Origin of the sequence: Mesorhizobium sp. M0808, from assembly GCF_040320025.1 — a bacterium.
GTDB lineage: Bacteria > Pseudomonadota > Alphaproteobacteria > Rhizobiales > Rhizobiaceae > Mesorhizobium.
Genome location: NZ_JAMYOX010000030.1, coordinates 1 through 22716, shown reverse-complemented (window position 1 = coordinate 22716; position 22716 = coordinate 1). Strand labels below are relative to the sequence as shown.

General features: G+C 63.4%; 19 protein-coding genes and 1 pseudogene. 16 read left to right on the top strand and 4 right to left on the bottom strand.

Going from position 1 to position 22716, the window contains the following annotated elements:
- The first annotated feature begins 108 nt into the window (after nucleotides 1-108).
- From NKI25_RS26295 to NKI25_RS26280, 4 genes and pseudogenes are all read left to right on the top strand, one after another.
- Entirely contained in the window at nucleotides 109-2259 is a 2151-nt protein-coding gene (locus tag NKI25_RS26295; RefSeq protein WP_352999779.1) for a ParB/RepB/Spo0J family partition protein, read from the top strand.
- 72 nt (nucleotides 2260-2331) lie between these two features.
- On the top strand, nucleotides 2332-2808 hold the full coding sequence (locus NKI25_RS26290) for a UCP036055 family protein (protein ID WP_352834450.1): 477 nt from the start codon (nucleotides 2332-2334) through the stop codon (nucleotides 2806-2808).
- A gap of 83 nt (nucleotides 2809-2891) precedes the next feature.
- Nucleotides 2892-3284, top strand: a complete 393-nt coding sequence (locus NKI25_RS26285) for a hypothetical protein (RefSeq protein WP_352942178.1) — start codon at nucleotides 2892-2894, stop codon at nucleotides 3282-3284.
- A gap of 133 nt (nucleotides 3285-3417) precedes the next feature.
- A pseudogene (locus NKI25_RS26280) lies at nucleotides 3418-3969 on the top strand (DUF1419 domain-containing protein).
- A 207-nt stretch (nucleotides 3970-4176) separates the two neighbouring features.
- Here the strand turns inward: NKI25_RS26280 and NKI25_RS26275 are convergent.
- Nucleotides 4177-5088, bottom strand: a complete 912-nt coding sequence (locus tag NKI25_RS26275; protein ID WP_352642912.1) for a DMT family transporter — start codon at nucleotides 5086-5088, stop codon at nucleotides 4177-4179.
- Nucleotides 5089-5230: 142 nt separating this feature from the next.
- Here NKI25_RS26275 and NKI25_RS26270 point away from each other — a divergent pair, with 142 nt between their 5' ends.
- Nucleotides 5231-6109, top strand: coding sequence for a LysR family transcriptional regulator (locus NKI25_RS26270; protein WP_352999839.1), 879 nt, complete (start codon nucleotides 5231-5233; stop codon nucleotides 6107-6109).
- Between the two features lie 268 nt (nucleotides 6110-6377).
- Here the strand turns inward: NKI25_RS26270 and NKI25_RS26265 are convergent, their stop codons facing one another.
- Nucleotides 6378-7568 (bottom strand): DUF1173 domain-containing protein, encoded by a 1191-nt coding sequence (locus NKI25_RS26265; RefSeq protein ID WP_352999837.1) that lies wholly within the window; start codon nucleotides 7566-7568, stop codon nucleotides 6378-6380.
- Between the two features lie 184 nt (nucleotides 7569-7752).
- Here NKI25_RS26265 and NKI25_RS26260 point away from each other — a divergent pair, with 184 nt between their 5' ends.
- From NKI25_RS26260 to NKI25_RS26225, 8 genes are all read left to right on the top strand, one after another.
- A complete protein-coding gene (locus tag NKI25_RS26260) occupies nucleotides 7753-12291 on the top strand; it encodes a strawberry notch-like NTP hydrolase domain-containing protein (protein WP_352999777.1) in 4539 nt (1512 codons plus the stop codon).
- 12 nt (nucleotides 12292-12303) lie between these two features.
- Nucleotides 12304-13359 (top strand): DUF7146 domain-containing protein, encoded by a 1056-nt coding sequence (locus NKI25_RS26255; protein WP_352999775.1) that lies wholly within the window; start codon nucleotides 12304-12306, stop codon nucleotides 13357-13359.
- 247 nt (nucleotides 13360-13606) lie between these two features.
- Nucleotides 13607-14548 (top strand): DUF2493 domain-containing protein, encoded by a 942-nt coding sequence (locus NKI25_RS26250; protein WP_352999773.1) that lies wholly within the window; start codon nucleotides 13607-13609, stop codon nucleotides 14546-14548.
- 62 nt (nucleotides 14549-14610) lie between these two features.
- Complete coding sequence (locus NKI25_RS26245) at nucleotides 14611-14871, top strand: type II toxin-antitoxin system prevent-host-death family antitoxin (RefSeq protein ID WP_352483438.1); 261 nt, start codon at nucleotides 14611-14613, stop codon at nucleotides 14869-14871.
- Nucleotides 14861-15280, top strand: a complete 420-nt coding sequence (locus NKI25_RS26240) for a hypothetical protein (protein WP_352999835.1) — start codon at nucleotides 14861-14863, stop codon at nucleotides 15278-15280. Before NKI25_RS26245 ends, NKI25_RS26240 begins: the two co-directional genes overlap by 11 nt.
- Before the next feature lie 289 nt (nucleotides 15281-15569).
- Entirely contained in the window at nucleotides 15570-16103 is a 534-nt protein-coding gene (locus NKI25_RS26235; RefSeq protein WP_352999771.1) for a hypothetical protein, read from the top strand.
- Nucleotides 16104-16802: 699 nt separating this feature from the next.
- Nucleotides 16803-17126: a DUF736 domain-containing protein gene (locus NKI25_RS26230; protein WP_352689092.1), complete on the top strand. Its 324-nt coding sequence runs from the start codon at nucleotides 16803-16805 to the stop codon at nucleotides 17124-17126.
- A 55-nt stretch (nucleotides 17127-17181) separates the two neighbouring features.
- On the top strand, nucleotides 17182-17523 hold the full coding sequence (locus NKI25_RS26225; RefSeq protein WP_352999769.1) for a hypothetical protein: 342 nt from the start codon (nucleotides 17182-17184) through the stop codon (nucleotides 17521-17523).
- Between the two features lie 116 nt (nucleotides 17524-17639).
- On the opposite strand, the gene NKI25_RS26220 is transcribed toward NKI25_RS26225, so the two are convergent.
- Nucleotides 17640-18047, bottom strand: a complete 408-nt coding sequence (locus NKI25_RS26220) for a hypothetical protein (protein ID WP_352689097.1) — start codon at nucleotides 18045-18047, stop codon at nucleotides 17640-17642.
- Nucleotides 18044-18724, bottom strand: coding sequence for a nucleotide-binding protein (locus NKI25_RS26215; RefSeq protein ID WP_352999766.1), 681 nt, complete (start codon nucleotides 18722-18724; stop codon nucleotides 18044-18046). The genes NKI25_RS26220 and NKI25_RS26215 overlap by 4 nt, the downstream gene beginning before the upstream one ends.
- Before the next feature lie 445 nt (nucleotides 18725-19169).
- On the opposite strand from NKI25_RS26215, the gene NKI25_RS26210 reads away from it, so the two are divergent.
- From NKI25_RS26210 to NKI25_RS26200, 3 genes are all read left to right on the top strand, one after another.
- Nucleotides 19170-19577, top strand: coding sequence for a plasmid mobilization protein (locus NKI25_RS26210; RefSeq protein ID WP_352707581.1), 408 nt, complete (start codon nucleotides 19170-19172; stop codon nucleotides 19575-19577).
- Entirely contained in the window at nucleotides 19574-21814 is a 2241-nt protein-coding gene (locus NKI25_RS26205; protein ID WP_352999764.1) for a relaxase/mobilization nuclease domain-containing protein, read from the top strand. The genes NKI25_RS26210 and NKI25_RS26205 overlap by 4 nt, the downstream gene beginning before the upstream one ends.
- 397 nt (nucleotides 21815-22211) lie before the next feature.
- Nucleotides 22212-22716: nitronate monooxygenase (locus NKI25_RS26200; RefSeq protein ID WP_502897437.1), on the top strand; the 505-nt coding region annotated here is incomplete at its 3' end.

Sequence of the window (22716 nt, the reverse complement as noted above, 5' to 3'; positions counted from 1 at the left end):
CGGCCGGCGCCGGTGTGAGGCCTGGAGGCAGAGGGGGAAGGGGAGGTTCCTGACGGGCTTGGAGGTTCGGGGAGAGGCCCCGGGCCGCTCGTCATGGAGAACCTGACCATGGCAAAGAACGCCATTCAGAAGATTGCGATGAACGCCGCGGAGAACATTCCCTATGACAAGCTCAGGCTGTCGCAGAGGAATATCCGCCGCATCAAGGACGGCGTGTCTATCGAGCAGCTCGCCGAGGACATCGGGCGGCGAAAGCTGATCCAGAGCTTGAACGTCCGTCCCGTGCTCGACGGCGAGGGCGAGGAGACCGGCGCGTTCGAGGTGCCCGCCGGCGGCCGGCGTTATCTCGCGCTCGGCATCCTCATCAAGCAAAAGCGCCTGGCGAAGAACGAGCCAATCCCCTGCATCGTCAACCGCAGGCAGGAGACCTCGGCCGAAGAGGATTCGCTTGCCGAAAACCTGCGGCGCGCCGACCTGCATCCGCTCGACCAGTTCCGGGCCTTCAAGACGCTCAGCGATCAGGGCCTCGATCCGGAGGAGATCGGCGCCCGCTTCTTCGTATCGCCTGCGACGGTGAGGCAGCGCCTGCGGCTGGCATCGGTGTCGCCGAGGCTTCTCGGTCTCTACGGGAAGGACGAAATCCGGCTTGAGCAGATCATGGCGTTTTCGATCTCGGACGATCACGCGCGCCAGGAGCAGGTCTGGGAACGGATATCCGGCTCGCACACGCAGGAACCGTACTACATCAGGCGCCTGCTGACGGAGACGACGGTCCGGGCCGATGATCGCCGGGCCGTCTATATCGGCGCCGAGGCCTATGAGGCGGCCGGCGGCGTCATCCTGCGCGATCTCTTCGAGCAGGATTCTGGTGGCTGGTTCCAGGATGCGGCGCTCCTCGAGCAGCTCGTTTTCGACAGGCTGAAGATGGATGCCGAGGCGATCCGCGCCGAAGGCTGGAAATGGGTCGAGGCGGCGATCAGCTTTCCCTACGGCCATACCTCCGGTATGCGGCGCATCTATGCCGAGCCGCAGGAGCTCAGCGCCGAGGAGATCGAACGCTATGACGCGCTGAAGGCCGAATACGACAAGCTGGATGCGGACTATGCCCGGGCCGAGGATGCCGACGAAGCAATCGAGGCGAAGCTCGACCAGTTGGGTGCCGAGCTCGATGCGATCGATGATCGTCCTCAAAGCTACGATCCCGCCCAGAAGGCCATTGCCGGTGTTTTCGTGACGCTTGCCGCGGACGGCAAGCTCCAGGTCGACGCCGGTTTCGTGCGGTCCGAGGACGAGCCGCGGACCGAAACCGGCGACGTCGATGAGGGCGAGAAAGGGGGCGCCGACGGCCAACCCCGAGCCAATGGCGACGATGATGGCGATGGTGTTGACGTCAACGGCAAGCCGGTGGAAGACGGCTCTAGCGACGACGGCGAGGACGACGGCATCAAGCCGCTGCCCGATCGGCTGGTCTTCGACCTGACCGCGCAGCGGACGCTGGCACTGCGCAACGCGCTCGCCGGTGACGTCGACATTGCCTTCGTCGCCGCACTCCATGCCTTCGTCCTGCAGGTCTTCTATCGCTTCGCGCCGGACACGTGCCTGGAGATCAGCCTGAAGAGCGGCGGCTTCAGCCAGGTCGACGGTCTTGCCGAGACATCCTGGGCGAAGGAGATCGCCGAGCGCCATGAAGCCTGGGATCGCGATCTGCCCGATGAGGCGGATGGCCTGTGGAACTTCCTTCTCGGCCTCGACGAAGCAAGCCGCAAGGCGCTGTTCGCGCACTGCGTCTCGCTGACCCTCAATGCGGTGGTCGAACCCTGGAACAGGCGACCGAAGGCGCTCAAGCATGCAGACGTGCTTGGCCGTTCCCTCCAGTTCGACATGGTCGACGCCGGCTGGACGCCTACGGTCGAGTTCCTCGGGCGGCTCACCAAGGCGCGGATTCTACAGGCAGTCCATGAAGCTCGTGGCGCAGACTCCGCGCAGCTGATCGACCACATGAAGAAGGACATCATGGCGCGTGAGGCCGCGCGTCTTCTCGAAGGGTCGAACTGGCTGCCCGAGCCGCTGCGTCTTGAGGTCGATGAAGTGGCTACCGATGCTGGCGACGCGGTCGCCGGCGATATGTCGGACGAGGCGGCTCGCGACGGCGATGCCGCCGAGCTGCCGGCCTTTCTCGCCGACGATGCGGATCCGTCCTCGGATGAGCCGGTGACCAGCGACGTTGACGAGGCGGACCACCTCCAGGCCGCTGAATAGTCGGCCTCACGCTCGCACCGGGCCCGGCACTCCCGCCGGGCCCTTTTTCGTTTTCCGCATGGAGAAACCCGCATGTCCGCACATATCGTGTACGAATCCGCTCCTCTGGGGAGCGTTATCCGGTACAGCGACGGCACCGCGAAACCGCCGGCTCGCTTCACCAAAAAACTTGCGGCCTGGGAAAGCCGCAACGGCGTCGGTCGCCTTGTCAGGAAGGAACCGCCGCGCGAGCGCGCGACCTATAGCTCGCCGGCCTACTTCACCCTGCATGAGGGCGATTTCGAGCAGGGCGGCATCATCGTCGTCTCGGTCAGGCGCACTTGGTCCGTCGAGAGTGACCTGGGTTTCGAGATCGTCGAGCGTCCCACGATCGGCATGGTCCGCGTCCTGCAGGAACGCGGCGACAGCCCGGAGCTGCTCTATCTCGCCAAGGATCGCGAGGCGGCCGAACGCTGGCTCGCCAACAACCAGTATGGTCGGGCCTATCTCGAGGAAGTCTCCGCGGACGGGGTCGGCGCCGACGTCATTGAGGGCCGCGCGGCCGCCTGACCGTTCCACCATTTAACCCCACCCGATGACGGGCCCGGGATCGCGTGAGCGATCACGGGCCTGTTCATTTCATGGAGATCGACATGTTCGACTGGAACAGAAGCTGCTCCTATGACGAGCAAGCAGAAGAGGCGTTTTCACACGACAGCGCGTTCACGGCTGAAAAACTCGCCGCCGAACTAAACCTGCCATCGGGCTGCTTTGACCTGCGCTCAAACAAGGCGGGTATTGCCGTTTCCGGCGAAGTCACCCTGTACCATCACCGTACCTACATTCAGGTCGGCCAGTTCGGTTTGTCCTCAGGTCACGGCATCCTGATCCGCACCTGCAAGGGCCGCAAGGATTATGTCGGCGGGGCCAACCACTTCGTCGCGCTCGGCATGCTCGACGACATCCCGGCGCTCGCCGCCGCCGTGCGTGCCATCACTGGGGTTGGTCGAGACGCTTCGCGTTCCTCCGAGCGACGTGCCGCCTGAACCCTGCAAACCCCATCATCGCCGGTGCACGCGCCGGCCGCGGGCTCGGCCAGTCGACAGCCACAACACCACCAAACAGTTGCGACGACGCGGTTCATGCCACGCGTGGCCGACCCGCGTTCAGGAGAATCCCATGACCGCACATCCACCCTTCAGGAAGGTGCTCGACGGCGTCGCCACCCGCGAGCAGATGTTCCAACTGTTCAGCCGACACAAGGATACTCCCGGCATCGATCCGCTTTCCGGCACTCCCTATTCAGGCGAGTAGTTCGAAATCCCCGCGTCAGAATATCACTTCAGGCTCGATTTGCTGCCACCGCTGTTCATGCGCACCGGCATGTTCGGCACGTCGGAGTTCAAGGCCGGCAACGTGACCAGCGTATTCTTCGCGATCCGGATCAGGGGCCGCGAACGCTGGTTTCATGGCTTTTGCGACCTCACGGATCGGCAGTCCCCTGACAAGATGCGCGCCGCCATCATCGCCCACGAGACCGGCGCGAGCGACAGCATGACCCGCGCGGAACAGCTCGAGGCGATCTGGAACACGACGCTCCCGACTTCGAGGGGATCGCCGGCGAGATCAATCCCGGCACCTGGGCCGCGGAGTGGCAAACGCGTCATTCTCGCTCAACAATGGTGGCAATGGCACGATCCTGAAACTGCTCGAGGACCTGTCGGACGATGAGATCGACAGCCGCTTGCAGGCAATTCCCGCGCGACGCAGGCGAGGCGATAGCGATCCAGACCCCTCCTAGGCAGCCGTAATAATGTCCTGACGCCTGTATGCACAGTCAGCATCCCCGCCGTGATGGGTCGCGACCGCCGCTTCGGTGGGGATCAGCGCCTCCACCCAGATAGCGACATCGTTACTTTGCGAACGGGGAGGCGTGGGCTAACGCCGGATGACGATAATCCCAGCCAGTGCGATGAGAACGATGCCGAGCATTGAAGCCGCATCCAGACGTTCCGAAAACAGCACGACGCCCCATAGCACTGCGAAGGCCAGGTAGGAGAAGTCCCAGGTCGAGATGATCGACGATGGTCCCCACTGGTAGGCGATGGCCGTGCCAATGCTGCCGATCAGCATCGTCATGCTCAAAAACCCTATCAGTGCCCATTGGGTCCAGCCCATTGGAATCCACTCGCCGATGAACAGGCTTTGCCCGCCCTCGCTCCCGGCCGTCACGGTCGCCAGGCTCGCGCCGCCCGCGAGAACGATCGCTAACAGGTTGAAGATCAGCGCCAGAACGAAGGGGTTTTCGCCGCGGCTCTTGGTACGCGTCAGCACCATCGCCAGAGCGTAAAGAATCGCGGAAACCAGCGGCATCACAGCATAAATGCTAACATCACCGGCCTGCGGCTTCAGCATGAGCAGCACACCGACGAAGCCGAGGGCGACTCCGGCCCAACCTTGCACTCCGACAGGTTCCCTGATCCAGATGGCCGCAAAAAGAGTAATGAACAGCGGGATCGTGTAATACACCGCCGCCGCCATCGAAAAATCGAGCCACGGTAGCGAAGCGTAGTAGGTCAGCAGGCTCGACAGAAGCAGGCTGCTTCGCACGATGGCCCATCCAGGATAGGCTGGGCGCAACGACACCTGTGGAAAGCGCCATTTCAGGATCGAGATCAACAAGGGCAGCGTGACGCAGGACCGCAGGAAAACGAACTGCGACAGCGGCACGTCCGAGATCGTGACCTTGATGATCGCATCCGCGATGGAAAGCGTCAGGTTAGTGAAAACCATCGCCGCAACGGCGATGCCCACCCTGTCCACTTTGCGGGCCGTCTGACTAATCGACATTCTCGCGTCTCTGCTTCGTTCGCCCAGGCTAGCGAGCCGAGAACGTTCCAACAATTGTGTTTATACGGAAATATTGTCTGTGTTCTTGTACAATGAGCGGCGACATGAAAAGGGGTGCCCGATTTTGGACAGCGTGGACGACATGATCCTTTTGGCCGAAGTCGCCGAAACGGGCAGCTTTACCCGCGCCGGGGAGCGGATCGGGATGCCCAAATCTACCGTCAGCCAACGCATCGCCCAGCTAGAGGCCTGTGTGGGATTGCGGCTCCTCAACCGTTCCACCCGGCACGTGAGCCTTACCGGCAGCGGCCAAGTCTATCTCGAATACTGCCGCCGCGTTCGCGCAGAGGTTTCGGCCGCGAACATGGCGATGACCAATCTGAAGGAACAACCGGTCGGGACGCTGAAGATCACCTGCCCAGAGGTAACAGCCACCTATTTCATGCCCACCTTTCTACACGGATTTACCACGCAGTTTCCCCGCATCGCCGTCGAACTGATCGCCACAAACCGGCATCTTGACATCATCCGCGAGGGGGTTGATTTCGCCTTTCGCGTTGGCACGAGCACAGGTCAGGATCTGATCGTGCGGCGTGTCTCCTCGATCAAACGGGTTCTCGTCGCCGCCCCAGCCTATCTGGCGGCTGGCAGTCCTCTTCGGGAACCGACCGATCTCCTGTATCGCCGCTGCCTAATTCACGATGCGCAGCCCGAATGGGTGTTCTTGTCAGACGGCACGCCGATCGTCCTACGACCGCCGCCGGCTGCGATCTCGGATTCCATGGGGTTTCTGCTGCAATCCTGCATCGCGGGCGGCGGTGTCGCTCTCCTTCCCGCTTATGTATGCCAGCCGGCCGTCGCGGTCGGCCGCCTGCTGGAATTGCTGCCTGGGTGGGAAATTCCACCCTATGAGATGATGCTGATCTTTCCCAACCTGAAGAACCAGTCCAAGGCGCAGGCCGCATTCCGCGATTATGTGAAGACCTTCGACTTTTCAGTGTTTGGCGTTGCACGGAACTAGATTTCTCGGGTCCTACGGTCGCGTTGTTCCCTGTCGCAACGCGGGGTTCGGCAAGGGCGAATGGCATGCCGAGTATCAGGCGCCCACTGTCCTCGCGCTACGGATCTTCGCAAACCCGCAGCATGCTCACCGAAAAAGATGATCGCTGGTCATCCCCCACCAAACCGTCATGGTCCAAGACAGCGGGGATCCTTGTTCAACGCATTGTCTGAATCGATGGCCGCCAATCAATTCACGGCATTGATGGAAACCTAGATGTCGTCCCAGCCTATGGAAGGGCCGGCATCTCCCCGTCACCGACCCGCCAGATCCACGCACCCATCTCCGGCCGGTTCGCGATCATATCCTGCAACGACGCCTCGAACGCTTCGTCCGCACCGGCGGGGACGATAAAGAGCGCCATCGGCTCTTGCCTGTTCTGGAGCAAAGCGTTGGCGATCGGCTGGTCGGCTTGCAGGTCGTAGCGCAATCCCTTGACGCTTTTCTCCCGAAGGCGGGCAAGCGCGTCAACGAGCCTCTTCTCCGGGATCGTCTCGTAAGGGATCCAGTTCTCGGATACCAACATCAACGCGACCTCCTCGACAATTGCAAGGCCGGCCGGGTTCAGTCCGAAGGTCGCAATCGCCACGAGATGCGAGCTGGAATCTGCTCCCCACAGCGACAATTCTTTCTCGAAACGTGCCTGCAAGCGGCGGTGCAATCCATCGTCGATGATGAAGGGGAAACCGGGCAAATGCTTGATGACGAGTTTCTGACCCGATCGGGCGGGCATGAATTCCTTCACCTCGCCGACCAGGACCAGCAACTTTCGTGGGCCGGATTTCGGCGGGAGCGCAGGTGCAAGAATCGCATTGCGACGCTGCTCGATCGCTTCCTTGTTCTCGGCGCGAAACGGCTCGGGCACGAACAGGATATCCGCGAGCGGTCCGCCCCTCACCGTCATTTGTCCGGCAGCCTCGAGAAGGTGCCAGCGGACATTCCACCAATGTCGCTTGCCAGCCCATCGGGATGTCCAGACCGTCAATTCGGCCTCGTGCCAGAGATAATGAAGGAGGCCACGCAGCGACATCCTCCTGGGGTCTCCGGTTACACTGGCGGAGCTCTGGCCAGCAGGCACGGACGCTGCCCGGCTCCCTGTCTTCGACAGGCTGAAGTCCAATTTGAGGGCCGCCATGCCGCTTTGCGGATCGAGCTGTATCGCGCTGCCCATCAGCGCGCCCAGCCCGGACAGCTCGTAAGGCGATTCATATGAATCACAGGATGGATCATGCCCGCCGCCGCTCAGCGGCATGCGCTTGATCAGGTGAAGGTCGCCGATGCGGGCGATGTACATCGGGCAGCCCGGCTCGCGGCACAGGCATAGCGGGCGCTCGGTGCGGGCATAGGCGTTCGCCAGCGCCCCCTGCAGGTCAGGCGCCCCCTCCTCGTAAACCGCACTGCCAATTCTGAACCGTCGCATCACCTCCACAGCTCCAGGTCGCCGCCGCATCGCTGTCCGGGCATTCAAGTCATGGCTTTGCGCAGAGCGCAACCCGATTGGTGCATCGGCGCCAGAGGCAGGGGGGAGCCGGGAGAAGTGCGGCCCGGCTGGCGCGGAGAGAGTGCCGGCGCGGGCGCCACTCCCCACTCGCGAAGGACTTTCCATGAACATTGTTTCGCCCACACCGGCCGTTGCCCGGACTGCTGCTCCCCTCGACGCGCCGACGCCTGCCTCCATCAACAACGCCCAGGCAATCCATCAGGCGGGAACGCTGCTTTTGCCTTTCCTAGAACAGGGCGAGCCTGTCACCACCGCCGCACTGCGCACCGCCATGACGACAAGCTTTGGCGGCAGCGATGCGCAAGGGTTATGGGTCTGGAAGGACGCCTATGAGGCGCTCGAAGTCGCCCAGGTGCTGTTTCTGCGCCAGTTCGGCCCCGCGATCCTGTCCCGTTCCACCACGCCGCAGGCAACGCTGGCGAGGATGAAGCGCATCGCCGAACTTCTTCCCACGCATACGCGACGGTCCGACGAGAGTCACGCGATGCAGCAGCTCTCCACGCCCTTGCCGCTGTCCTTCGTCACAGCGCACGCCGCGGCGATCACATCTTGCGACCTCGTTCTCGAACCCTCGGCCGGCACGGGTCTGCTCGCCGTTAATGCCGAGATGGCGCGCGCCTCGATCGCCCTCAACGAACTTGCCGCGACGCGGGCCGATCTCCTCGGCTTGCTGTTTCCGCGCATGCCCGTCTCTCGGCACGACGCCGCCCATATCGACGATCATCTCGACGTCGCCATCGAGCCGTCCGTCGTGCTGATGAATCCACCCTTCAGCGTCGGCGCCTATGTCGACGGCCATGTCGCCGACGCGGCATGGCGGCACCTCTCCTCCGCATTCGCACGCTTGCGTCAGGGCGGACGCCTGGTCGCCATCACCGGCACCGGGCTGTCTCCGGAAAACCCCAAATGGCGGGGCGCCTTCGAACGCCTGCAGCAGCAAGGCACCATCATCTTCACCGCGGTGATCGACGGCCGTGTCTACGCCCGCCATGGCACCACCACTGAGACGCGCCTGACAATTATCGACAAAGTTCCTGCTACCGACCCAACCAGCTTCTCCGGCTCGCCGGGCAAGGCCATGGATGTCGAGACGTTGCTCTCCTGGATCTCCGCCCTGCCGCCCCGAGCCCCGGGCGGCTTTCCGGACTCGATCGGTGCATTGTCCAGCGGCATCCTGCGCAATGCCGCCATGCACATGGGCGCCCGATGGGGGGCGAGAGCCGCACCCCTCGCTGGATCAACGGCTGCTCCGAAGACCATACGATCGGTCCGTCCGATTGTGCAGGCGAAGCCCGCTCGCCGGGTCATGGCAAGCAGCGCGCCTGCCGTCCCGCTCGCCTATGAGCTGCGCGACTGGATCCCGGAGGAGGGCGGCCGCCTCACCGACACGATCTACGAACCGTACGCGCTCCAGTCGATCGACATTCCCCGCGCCAAGCCGCATCCGACGCCGCTCGTGCAGTCGGCCGCAATGGCCGCCGTCGCGCCACCAAAACCTTCCTATCGGCCGCTTCTTCCTGATGCGATCATCGACGAGGGCCTGCTGTCGGACGCCCAGCTTGAAAGCGTGATCTATGCCGGCGAAGCCCATTGCGGCCATCTCACCGGCGCCTGGACGGTTGACGAGACCTGCGATGTCGTCTCGGCTGCGCCAGAGGGTGCTGCGAACGCTGTCCGCTTCCGCCGTGGATGGTTTCTGGGTGACGGGACCGGTTGCGGCAAGGGACGGCAAGTCGCCGGCATCATCCTCGACAATTGGCTGCAGGGCCGCCGCCGTGCGATCTGGATTTCCAAGTCGGACAAATTGCTTGAAGACGCCCAGCGCGATTGGGCATCACTCGGCCAGGAAAAACTTCTCGTCCAGCCGCTGTCACGTTATGGGCAGGGCACACGGATCCGCCTTGCCGAGGGCATCCTGTTCACGACCTACGCAACCCTGCGCTCGCAGGAACGGGAGGGCAAGAAATCCCGGATCGCTCAGATCCTCGACTGGGTCGGACAAGAGGCGAGGAGGGACGAAGGCCCGACGGGGATTAGAGAAAGCCAGACAGGGATTGGAGAAAACCCGTCGGGGGCCAAAAAATCTTTCGATGGCGTCATCGTCTTCGACGAGGCCCACGCCATGGCCAATGCCGCTGGCGGCAAAAGCGAGCGTGGCGACGTCGCGCCCTCGCAACAAGGCAAGGCGGGACTGCGGCTGCAGCACGCCCTTCCCGACGCGCGCGTCGTCTACGTCTCCGCGACCGGTGCGACCGCGGTCGAGAACCTCGCCTATGCGCAGCGTCTCGGCATCTGGGGCAGCGAGGATTTTCCCTTCGCCAACCGCGCCGAATTCGTCGCGGCGATCGAGGATGGTGGTGTCGCGGCGATGGAAGTGCTCGCCCGCGATCTCAAATCGCTTGGCCTCTATGCGGCGCGTTCGCTCTCTTATGACGGCGTCGAATACGACCTGCTCGAGCATGAGCTAAGCGACGAACAGATCCGCATCTACAACGCCTATGCCGATGCGTTCCAGGTCATTCACAACAACCTCACCGCCGCGCTCGAGGCGACCAACATCACCAGTGAGTCCGGCACGCTGAACCGCAACGCCAAGGCAGGCGCGCGCTCGGCCTTCGAGAGCACGAAGCAGCGTTTCTTTAGCCATCTCATCACCTCGATGATGACGCCGACGCTGATCGGCGCGATCGAACAGGACCTCGCCGACGGTCATTCGGCGGTCGTACAGATCGTCTCGACCGGGGAGGCGCTCATGGAGCGACGCCTTGCCGAAATCCCCACCGGGGAATGGTCGGATCTGCATGTCGACGTCACGCCGCGCGAGTATGTCGGCGGGTACTTGATGCACTCCTTCCCCACCCAGTTGTTCGAGCAATATTCGGACGCGGAGGGGAACGTCTATTCGCGGCCCGTTCACGACGAAGATGGCAATCCGGTCCAGTGCCGCGAGGCGGTTCGCCGGCGCGACGAAATGGTCGAAAAACTCGCATCGCTGCCGCCGGTCGGCAGCGCGCTGGACCAGATCATCCATCACTTCGGCACCGACACCGTGGCCGAGGTGACAGGCCGGTCCCGCCGCATCGTCAGGAAGGCCGGCCGCGATGGCATCGACCGGCTGGCCGTGGAAAACCGTCCGGGCTCGGCCAACCTCGCCGAAACCCAGAGTTTTATGGATGACGACAAGAGCGTTCTGATCTTCTCCGACGCCGGCGGCACTGGCCGCTCATATCATGCCGATCTTGGGGTCAGGAACCAGAGGCTGCGCAAGCACTATCTGCTCGAGGCCGGCTGGCGCGCCGACAACGCCATCCAGGGTCTCGGGCGGACCCACCGCACAAATCAGAAGCAACCGCCGCTGTTCCGGCCCATGGCCGCGAACGTGAAAGCCGGCAAACGCTTCCTGTCGACGATCGCACGACGGCTCGACACGCTGGGCGCGATCACGCGCGGGCAGCGCCAGACCGGCGGGGCAGGGCTGTTCCGTGCCGAGGACAATCTCGAAAGCCCCTACGCGCGGGCCGCACTTCGCCAATTTTACATGCTGCTGCATCAGGGGAGGATCGAAGGCTGCTCGCTCACGACCTTCGAGACCGTGACCGGGCTGTCGCTGACGACTGACGAGGGCGGGCTGCGTGACGACCTGCCGCCGATCACGACCTGGCTCAACCGCCTGCTGGCGCTGCGCATCGAAACCCAGAATCTGCTGTTCGAAGTGTTCGAACAACTGATGGCGGCGAGAATAGAAGGTGCCATTGCCGCCGGCAACTACGACAAGGGCCTGGAGACCATCACGGCGGAAAGCATCGTCGTCACCGATCGCCGTACCGTCTACGCGCACCCAGTCTCTGGCGCGCAGTCGCATGTGCTCACCGTCGCACGCAAGGATCGAATTCGGCCGCTCAGCCTCGTCGATGCGCTGGCAATCGTCCGGGCGGAACCGCAAGCGATTCTGTTGGTCAATACGCGGTCGAGCCGCGCGGCGATCCGGCTGCCGACGGCGAGCCTGATGCTCGACGACGGCGCGATAGAGCACCGCGTGCGCTTGCTGCGGCCGACTGACGAGCTGCGCTTCAGTCTCCACGCCCTTGCCGAAACCCACTGGCAGCCCGCCGCCCGAAAATTGTTCTGCGACCTGTGGCAGGCAGAAGCCGCCGCCGTCCCGGAGTTCACCACCAGCACCTTTCACATCGTGACGGGTCTGCTGCTGCCGATCTGGCGGCGCTTGCCGGATCATGATTGCCAGGTCTACCGGATCCAGACCGATGCCGGCGAACGCATCATCGGGCGTCCCATTGCGCCGACGCTGGTCGCGACCATGTTCCGCAATCTCGGGCTCGACGATGTGCCCAAGCTCGCGCCGGACGATGCCTGGGCCGGGCTTGTCGACGGACGGATCGGACTGCAACTCGCCGATGGACTGATCCTGCGCCGCAGTCGGATCATGAACGACTACCGTATCGAATTGATCGGCTTCACAGACGCTTTTGTTCCGCGTCTGAAGGCGCTGGGGCTGATCTCCGAGATCATCTCGTGGAAACTCCGGCTGTTCATCCCGACGAGCGAGCAAGGGCCGTCCATCCTCGCCGCGCTCCTCGACCGCCACACACTGGTCGGCGTCACCGACCGCGCGGGAGCGGCGTGAGGGGAGACGATCATGACCGTCTCGGCCTCCGAGCTGGCACGCCGCCTTGGCGAACATGCAGAGGCGGTGTGCCGCGAATATCTCTCCAACGGCCATCGCTGCGGCAACTACTGGATGGTCGGCGATGTCCGCAACACGCGCGGCCGCTCCATGCATGTACGGCTCAAGGCGGTCGGCGCTAAGGCAGCCGGAAAATGGGTCGACGAGTCGTCGGGGGAACATGGCGACCTGCTTGACGTCATCGAGCAGAGCTGTGGTCTGGTCGACTTCCGCGAGGTCGCGGATGAAGCACTTCGCTTCCTCTCCCTGCCGCTGCCACCGCCCCAGCCACCGCTCCAGCCCCTTGGCGCGCAGCGCCAGCCTGCCGCGGCACGCGGCTCGCCTGAGGCCGCGCGTCGCCTGTTCGCCATATCGCATCCGATCGCCGGCACGCTGGCCGAACGATACCTCGCCGGCCGCGGCATTCTGCTCTCCTTGCATGAGCGTGCGCTGCGTTTCCATCCCGGCTGCTACTACCGGGATCTTGTGACCGGCGAGACGCGGACCCTTCCTGCGCTGATTGCCGCTGTCACCGGCTTCGACGGGAAGATCACCGGCCTGCAACGCACCTGGCTTGATCCCTCGGGTCAGGGCAAGGCGCAACTCGCCGATCCACGCCGCTCACTGGGTCATCTCTTGGGCAACGCCATCTGGCTTGGCCTTGAGCCCGGCGCCCCCGCCCCGGTCATGGCCGCAGGCGAGGGCCTCGAGACGATGGCGTCGCTCCGGACGGTGATGCCGGCGCTGCCGGTGGCAGCCGCCACTTCGGCCAATCACCTCGCCGGGCTGACCTTCCCGCCTGGCTGCCGTCGCCTCTACATCGCGGCCGATGCCGACGCCGCCGGCCGGCACGGCATCGAGCGTCTCAGCCAGCGAGCCGGCGAAGCCGGAATCCTCGCCCTGGTGTTGCGGCCGCAGCTCGGCGATTTCAACGACGACCTGCGTCATCTCGGCCCGGCCCATCTCGCGGCATCGTTCAGCGACCAGCTCGTCCCGGAGGATGCCTGTCTCTTCCTGCCACCCGGATGAACGGGTCGGGCCGGCACGCGGGGCGGGGCGGCGTCGCGGTTAGCCTGCAGACATGGCGGTGGCCCCCCAGAGAGGCCGCGCCCGCGGCCTGCCTGAGAGGCGACCCCTGCCACCCCCCGGTCACGGCCGCAACGGCTGCGCCGTCCTCCGCTCGCGCTCCGGCCTTCGGTGCGGCCGCGCCCGGCGCGCGGCCGGGATGCGCTGTCAGGCCGCGATAGGCGCGGCCACAACCGACGGAGACACCGCCATGACCTACGAGCTTCCTCTCGACGACGCCTACGAGCCCTACCACGCCTCCTCGCCGACCGACCGCGTCATCCTCGAACTGCAGATGTACGGCCATCGCCCGCATCAGGACGAACCAGATCCTCGGCCACTTCCCGACGACGAAGTGATCCGGGCCGGCCTCGCCGGGATCGTCGAGACCTTCGCCGGCATGCTTGGCGACACCAGGCTCGAACCCGATCTCGACGACCTGCTCTGGTCCTTCGCAAACGTCTTCCACCGTGCCGCCGAGCGCGTCGCCCGCAGCCTCGACCGCAACGAGGAGGCGCAACGTTCAAGCCAGCAGGAGCAGGACGGCTCGGAGGTGAAGTCCGTCGAGCTGGAGCGGCTGACCGCGGAAGGCATCAGCTATATCGAGCGCCGCAACGTGCTCGAAATCATGCGCGATGAGGCCGCCGACCTCTACGAGGCGCAGACCGGCTCGGCATGGCGGCCGCGCACCGGCTCCAAGGTCAGTCACCAGGCAATGACCGCGTCGGTGATCGACAGCCGCGACTTCCTCGCCGCCCGCCGTCGCGCCGAAAACGAGGTGCTTGTTCCGGCCGGCACCAAGATTGCCTTCGCCGGCGGCCTCGACTGCAACGATCACGACCGGATCTGGGACGCGCTCGACAAGGCCCGCGAGAAGCATCCCGACATGGTCCTGCTCCACGGCGGCAGCCCGCGCGGCGCCGAGCGCATCGCCGCCTGCTGGGCCGAGAACCGCAAGGTCATCCAGATCGCCTTCAAGCCAGACTGGAACCGGCACGCCAAGGCAGCTCCGTTCCGCCGCAACGACCAGCTTCTCTCCGTGGTGCCCTATGGCCTGATCGTCTTTCCCGGCTCCGGCATTACCGACAACCTTGCCGACAAGGCCCGTCGGCTCGGCATCCCCGTCTGGCGGTTCGCGGAGGACGGCGCGTGAGCGCCGTTTTCTTGCAAATCTAGAAAATCCAGATAATATGGAGATCGATAAGGAGTCCAGCCATGCGCCAGTTCACGACGGGGGATCTCAACAAGCAGGTTGGCGACGTCACCGACGTTGCCAGCCGCGAACCCGTTATTCTTACCAAGCACCGGAAACCCCGGTTCGTGCTGATGAGTTACGAGCACTACGAACGGATGCGCATCGGGGGCGATCCCCGCCGCGCATACCGTGTCTCCGAGATGCCGGAGGAACACACGGAACTCTTCGCCGCCGAGATCGACCGATTGGCGCGCGGGGAAGGATACGATGATGAGCGGTAGATTCCTGCCTGGTCAGGTGATCTCCTACCCGTATCTTTGGGCATGGCAACACGAGCGCGGCGAAACGGAAGGCCGCAAGAGCCGGCCCACCTGCGTGGTCATCGCTGTCCGCGGCGCAAGAGATGGCCTGACCCATCTCGCGCTCCTGGCGATAACCACCCAGCCACCAACCAGCGATCGGGTCGGTTTGGAAATCTCCACTATCGAGTGCCGCCGCGCCGGTCTGACCGATCTCAAACGCTGCTGGATCGTGGTTGACGAATACAACTACGATATTGCCGAACGCTCCTGGTACATCGAAGCCGACGGTAAGCCCCTCGGTCGTTTCAGCAAGGCATTCATGATGAAAATCGCAGACGCCTTTATCGAAGCGCGCAGCGAGGGCCGCCGCGTCAGCCGTCTGGATTGACGTTCTCTTTCGCGGCCATGCGCTCGATCCAGGACGTGAGCCTCTGGCTGGCCGCAAAGACCACTAGCTCCAAGCGCGAAGCGCAACTAGCCAGATGCGCGTAGCGCCTCCGGCAGCTGCAGGATCCGGGCGCGCCGGCCTGCGGCCGGCCGGGCTCTCGTCGCGGCGTCCCGCCGCTTCCCGAGCCAGCTTTGCCGTCTCGGCCTTCGGGTGACGATCCCTCGCGCAGGGCCAGGGGAGAGGGCGGCCGGCGCGGGGCGGGGGACGCGGGAGAGAAGGGAAAGTCACCATGTCGATGATATTCATAGGTGGATCACGCGAGATATTCGAGCTGCCGGAACCTGCTATCACTCGCATCGGCGCAATCGTTGCTGCCGAGCACGGCGTGCTGATTGGCGACGCGCCCGGAGCCGATGCCGAGACGCAGTCCCTGCTCGCGGGCTACGGCTACGAACATGTCGGGGTCTTCCATGCGGGCAAGGAACCCCGCTACAATCTGGGCGACTGGGCTGCCTACCATGTCCCGTCTCCTGAAGGCGCTCACGGGTATCGGTTCCACGCTGCCAAAGACCGGGAGATGGCACGGCGCGCCGACTTTGGGATGATGGTTTGGGATGGGGCATCACCCGGGATGGCCGCCAACGTGCTTCGGCTCGCCATCGCGAACAAGCCGTGCGTCATTTACGATCTGGCCAGGGGCAGCATGGCGACTACCTACAATGTGCAAGACTGGTGCGCCATGCTCCGCCATGCCGGTCCGGACATTCTCCGCCGAGCCGAAGCCCGCATGAAGCCGGACGAGCGTCTGGCGTTGCCAGGATAATGTACGCGCGGTCTCCCCGACAGCCGGCGGGTCCGACCCGATAGCTTGATCCGGCCCCGCGCCGCCTACTCCACTTATATGAACGGCCGGAGCCCGCCCCTTTCGAAACCGGCCCACGCGCAGAGCCGCGGGGCGTTGTGCAGAATGATCATCTTGACCCGTCTCGCATCTGAAGCGGGTGCAAGCGTGCTGGCTTGCTTGGTCATCCAACCTGGTTGCGAGGCTCGTCCCCGAGGGGCGTGAAGTTCGCTGCCAGTCGGCTCCGATCTCGAAGCCGCTGTGCCGCCATCCTGATCGCGCAAGGCGGTTCACGCGCCATGCTGCCGTTCGATGTGTTGGCGATGCCGAGGACATGACCCGAGAGGCTGCAGCCTCTTCCTGAGATCCGGCAGCGTTGCGTCGGCGGTCAAGCGATGGCGGCCTGAGTTCTTGTCCATCTGCTGCATCCGGGGCCATTCCCGTTTCATGTCGCCTTTGTAGACGACCGCCTGCTTTGTGCGGTCAACCCCGTTGGGGGTACACTCGGCGAATATTCAGGAAAATTCGATTTCTGTTTTTATCTGCGGGCAGGCGAAGGGCTGCCCGCTATTTTTCGGTAAATAGAATTTTCCAGAATTTTCGCCGAGATGACCGCAGCAGGACGGCCCTCTCCTTTGGCGCCATCGGGAATGGTCCCGATGCAACCGAAGGAGAACTACCATGGCCACCACGATCGCAAACCTCACCACCAAGGCCGACGGCTCGATGGAAGGCATCTTTGCCACGCTCCGGGTCAACGCCCCGATCACCCTGATCCCGAACACCAACAAGTCGCGCGAGGACGCGCCCGACTACCGGATCGTCAACAAGCGCACGGGCTTCGAGATCGGAGCCGGCTGGCACCGCATCTCCCAGCGTTCGGGCGAGGAATACCTCTCGATCAAGCTGGAAGCCCCCGAGATCGGCGTCATCTTCGGCAACCTCGCTCCCGCCCCGGGCGGCGAGGAAAACAAGAAGGTCATCCTCTGGAACAACCCCCAGTGAGGCATCGGTGGCCGGCCCCGCAAGGGGCCGGCTCCCCCGGCAAAAGGAGGTTGCAATGAGTCGCTACACCATCACTGTCACTGGCACCGTCACCGGACAGGGCCGCTCGGATCCAGACGCTGTCATCGGCTACGACCCGCCACTTCGAACCTACTTCCTGCAAGCGTTCCCGCACGAAGAAACCGACGAGCCCGCGCTCTGGCTTGGCACCCGCGACCGCGCGTTCGAAACGCTTGAGGATCTTCGCCATGCAGCCATCTCACACGGCTACGACTTAGTCCCGCTGCCGCCTGAATTGGCCGCAAAGCTGGTCGACGACAAAGCTGCAGCCAGCGGGCGTCCGGAGCGGGACGACATCCTCGGCGAGGTGCTGAAACATCTCAACCAACCCAAGTAGGCAACAAAAAAAGGGCCCGCGACGGAGTGTTCCGTCGCGGGCCCTTTTTTTGCGCGTCGCAAAAGAGCCACGAACATCACCCGTCACAGCATGCGATGGAGACTCCAAACCGCCGATTATTCCTTCGGCAGTTTGTGCTTATGAATGCGGATATAGTCCTGGACAGCCTTTCGCAGCAGTTCGGTCATGCTGTGCCCGTTGCTGATCGCCAGCAACTTGAACTGCCGCTGCTCCACGGCCGTCAGGTAGTAACCGCAGCGGATCATCTCCTCCTCGCGAATCTTCTTTCCGGCGATGGGGTCTTTTTTCTGACCCTGCCGCAGCAGCTTGCGGAAATCGGGCCCGACTGCCGGGGACGGCTTTGTCGGTTCCTCCATCGGTGGCGTAGCTTGCTCCTTGATCCCTGACGGCTCGACCTTCTGTGGGATGAACATGCTCGGCAGTACGGGCGGCTGCGTGGAGATCGCCTTCATCATGCGGGCCTTCTTGTCGTCACCGGGTTTCGGCGCGGTTTCTTCACTCATGCCGCGTTCCTTGTGGCTTCGATGAAGGTTTGCAGAAGGTCGTCGAAGACCCCTTCGCTCTCGGCAACCGCCTTTGCGTCAGGCACCTCGGGGCTGTAGAGGGTCTGCCCGGTCTGAAGGTCACGGTAGGCAACGCGATTGTGCAGGACGTGTTCTGCAATCGGCGTGCCGTTGGCCTGGATGATGGCGCGCAGTTCGGTCAGGGCTCGCGCCCTGCCATCGATGATGGTCTGCTTGGTCAGCACGAATATCGCAGGCAGCTGCCTACCCCGGCTCTCGACCGCCAGCGGGATGTAGTGATCCGTGATCTGGATGGCGGCGGTCACATCGTCGAGGGCAAAATAGACCGGCACGACGACAATGTCGGCCGCGAAGAGCCCGGCCATGAGGTTGTCATTTGTGGTGCCTTCCGTATCAATCAACACGACGGAGCGTTCACCGTTGTGAGTGGCTGCCGCGCGGAGGATTTCCTGCGGGGTCATCGCGCTCACTATCTGGAGCGTGTCAGGACAATTGCCAGCGTCGCCCAGCATCTGGAACCAGCGATTCATGTTCTGCCGCCGATCGCCATCGATAAGAGTGACCGAATAACCTCGATGCAGCGCGACGGATGCGAGGGCACGCAGCATCGTCGATTTGCCAGTGCCGCCCTTTGGGATCGCAGCGGAGATGATCATGGGGGCCTCGTTCCGGCGTTGTCTCCTTGTTTCCATGTTAACATGGAAACAAGTCAACATGGAACAATATCACGGTAGAGACATGGTGACATAGTCAACGGGGAAGACTGGTTTGGCAACCCAGGCGCGCACCAATAAGAGCTGGTTCACGGTGCGGTTTTTGCGCAGCTGCTATCTGCAGCGAAGGAATAGGTCCGGTGGCCCATCGACTGCGCATTTCCGACTACGCATCAGTCCTCAACGCATCATAGACACACTACATCAAGTCACGATGGAAACACATCGCGACCGGCCCGCTGCGGTTGACAACTGGGCTGGTGAGAAAGGAACGTCGGCTTTGTCCTTTTCCATCTTCTTTTATTGGCAGGATAGCCTATTTTGTGATACACACAAAATAGGCGGCGCGGCCCTGTCGGGCCTTAGCGCCCGCAAGCGGGCTTGAGAGATGGATGCAGGCGCCCAGAAAGCAGCGGTACAGAACGCGTCACGACGCTACGGCGAGGTGACGCACATCCGATTTTCGGCTGACGAGCTGGCCAACCTTAAAGCCATTGCGGAGCGGGACGGCGTTACCGTCAGCGAGGTCGTGCGGCGTCTTGTGCGGGCAGAGGCCGGGTATCTGCCTATCGCGTCAGAGGCGTTGCGGCCGGCGATCGTGGACATGACCGATCAGCTGCGGCGCGTCGGCGTCAATTTCAATCAGGCCGTGCGCGCGATAAATGACGGCCGTGTTGCCCACGATGAGGATCTTGAACAGGCGCTGGTCGCCGTGGGCAACCTGGTGCGGCAGTTTCGCGAGGAACTGAAGGCGATGACTGGCGGGTCACGCAAGGCGAGGGTGGCCAGGCCATGAGCGGTCGTCTTGCTGGCTACGCGGCCGAAATCGAACGCTATCTTCGAGGCGAGTCCGGCGTGAAGCGTGAGGAGCTGGACGACGACAAGTCCGTCACGGGCGCCCGACGCGAGGTCGGTGAATTCCAGGCGATGAAGAGCTATGAGCGGACCGGTGGCGGCGGACGCCTCGGGCAAGGAGGCGGCTCGACGGCCGGTGGCGGCAGGAGCGCCCATCGTTCGTCGCCGGGAGGATTGGGGGCGGCGGGGAGCTCCATGTCCAGCAGGGCACCGAAGTCCACTGCTGCTGCGAGTTCGCCCAAGGCCGCTAGCGCGCCGATCATGATCTATGGCGTCACGCTCGCCGGTTTCCGGCCGGAAGAGGAGGAGGAAGACTGGAAGCGGCGCGGCGGCGGTGGTCGTGGTGCTGTTCGTCCGAGCGGTACGGCACGAGCGGCGCGGACGGGCTATCAGGCGCGGGCCGTGGCGGCACGGGCAGGCTATGCGGCGGGCGCGCAGCCTGCCGTGTTCAAGGTCATGCCCAATCCGCCATCGACCAAGGAAGCTGCCGCCCGGCTGCTCAATTACATCGGGAAGCGCGAGGACGAAAAAGGCGAGAAACACGACATCGAGATTTTCGACGAGGACGGGCAGGTGCTTGCGACAGGTGCCGCAAGAAAGGCGTTCCTGGAATCGTTTTGCGAGACGTTCGAACCGCCCCTGGAAAACACCAATTTTATCGAGGTTCGCTTCGATCTCGCTAGCGAGGTGACCGATGCCGCCTTGAGCGAGGCGCTGAGCAAGGCCTTCGGGGCAAAACCGTTCATCTATGCGCAGGATGGACAGACGGTGGAGGTTTACGCGCATACCGATGAGCGGGCCGGACCGCTTGCCAAGGTGCTCGCCGGCGGTCGGGAAAAAAATTCGCGCAGCAAGGCGCTCGACAAGATCGAAGCGCGCCTGTCTGAAGCCATGGGCGAGGCGGGGGTGGTCGCCAAGGCAGAGGTAACGGCGGCCGTGAGCCGTGAACCCAAAGCGAAATATTTCCTGCAGAAGTTCATCCGCACCCACAGCCACATCCGCCACGCAAATGGCGAGCCTGTGCCTGCTGTGAAAAGCTCCACCAAGGCGGCGGCTTCGATCTATGAACAATGGCGCCCGCAGTTTTCGGGGCGTGAGCGCCGCAATGCCTATCACCTGCTTTTCTCGGCAAGAGCCGGCACCGATGCCAACGCCGTGATGGCCGCGGCGCGCGCCGTGCTCGAGGAGCGCGCGCCAGGGTACAAGTTCGTCCTGGCGCATCACAACAACACCAAGCACGTCCACATTCATGCAATGGTGCAGGCACGGTCGGCCGACGGCGAGCGCCTGAAATTCTACAAGCCTGATCTCGCAGCCTGGCGCGAGACTTTTGCGGAAAAAGCACGCGAGAACGGCATTGCGATGGTGGCGACGCGGCGCATGGATCATGCGATGACGCGGCCATTCACGAAGGAGCATGCCGGAGCCTACAGCCGCGCCCAGAGCGATCCGCGCTATCAGGTCAGCGCCAGGACGATCGAACGGGTGGAGGCCAAGCGGCAACGGCGTTTGGATGGACAATCGCTTGTCGTGAACGGCGATGCAATCGCTGCCGCATGGCAAAAGACTGTGACGACGATGCGGAGCGCGGGCGTAGTCGGTCAGGCTCTCACGGCGGCGGAGTCGATCGGCAACAATTTTCTGCAGTTCCGTCGCGATCGGACAGGGGAGGGGCAGCCAGTTCCTGCCGGGGATCGCGGAGCTGATCAATCGGGGCAGAAGTCTTTTCTGTCCCATCCCGGTATGAGAGAATTGAATGCACTGATAGGAGATTTGAACATGGCGCAGACCCCCTTGGAAATGCGGCGTCAGATGGCCCGCGTCAATCAGGCTCTCGACAACATGCGCGACACGCTGCCGGCGGCGCACCAAGGGCAGTTCGAACAGTATCGTGAAGAGGTCAACGACAAGATGCACGACCGTCTGGCGCGGCTGCAATTCGAGCGGCAACAGCAGCGTCGTGGTGGTGGCGGTGGCGAGCCGATCCCCGAGCGCGAGGCGCGAGCACGAGACCTTCCAACTCGGGACAATCCCCGCGAGCCGGACGAGCCGCGCACAGGCACCGAGCAGGAGAAGGTGAGAGCCAAGCAGAAGGACGCCAACAAGCAGAAGGCTCAGCAGGCTGAAGAACAGGACCGCAAGACCCAGCGCTCAAATGATAACGATTACGAGCGCTGAGCAGAGATCACTGCCGCCTGCGGCTAAAGAGACCGAGCAGTGTTAGTGACCTCATGTGCCGAGGCCCATTTGGCGCCTACGAGGTTCAGGATGATGGCCACGCAGATTTCACGCCGCGCATGATCTTGAAATCTGCTTTGTGCCGCATTGCAGGATGGACCGAAGCTAAGGCTGTGACAGGCTGGTTTTCAGGTCCGTCCAGGTAACCGCAGCGCCATTGGATCGATCGGTGACGGGCTCAAAGCCCGGTCGTAAGTTTGCTGATCGGGTTAGGGTCCGGACTCATAACCGTCGGTCGACTGCGCTGGCGGCTCTGGTTGCCGTTAATCGCGGGGCGCTGAGCGGGGCTCGATACGATCAACCGAACCTGCGATACTCAAGGCAATCTGTTGGAGTGATGATGCGCATCGTAACCCGTCTCACTGATCGGCTTAAACTGCAGCATCCGATCATCAGCGCGCCGATGGCATTCGCATCGGGCGGGGAACTCGCAGGTGCGGTCAGTTCAGCCGGAGGGCTTGGTCTTATCGGCGGCGGCTATGGCGACGCTGATTGGCTGACGCGAGAGTTCGAGCGATCTGGCAACCGACCTGTCGGCTGCGGCTTCATAACTTGGTCACTCGCCAGGAACCCGCGCCTGCTCGATAAGGCCCTGGAGCGGCGACCAAGTGCGATTTTCCTATCCTTTGGCGACCCGGCGCCTTTTTCGCCGGCGATACGGGCCGCCGGGGTCCCCTTGATCTGCCAGGTCCAGAGCCTCGACGACGCGCGCCGCGCTCTTGATGCCGGAGCCGACATTGTCGTCGCCCAAGGCGCGGAAGCCGGCGGTCACGGTGAGAAGCGAGCGACATTCACATTTGTTCCGGAGGTCGCGAACTTGGTACGGCGACGGGCGCCGGACA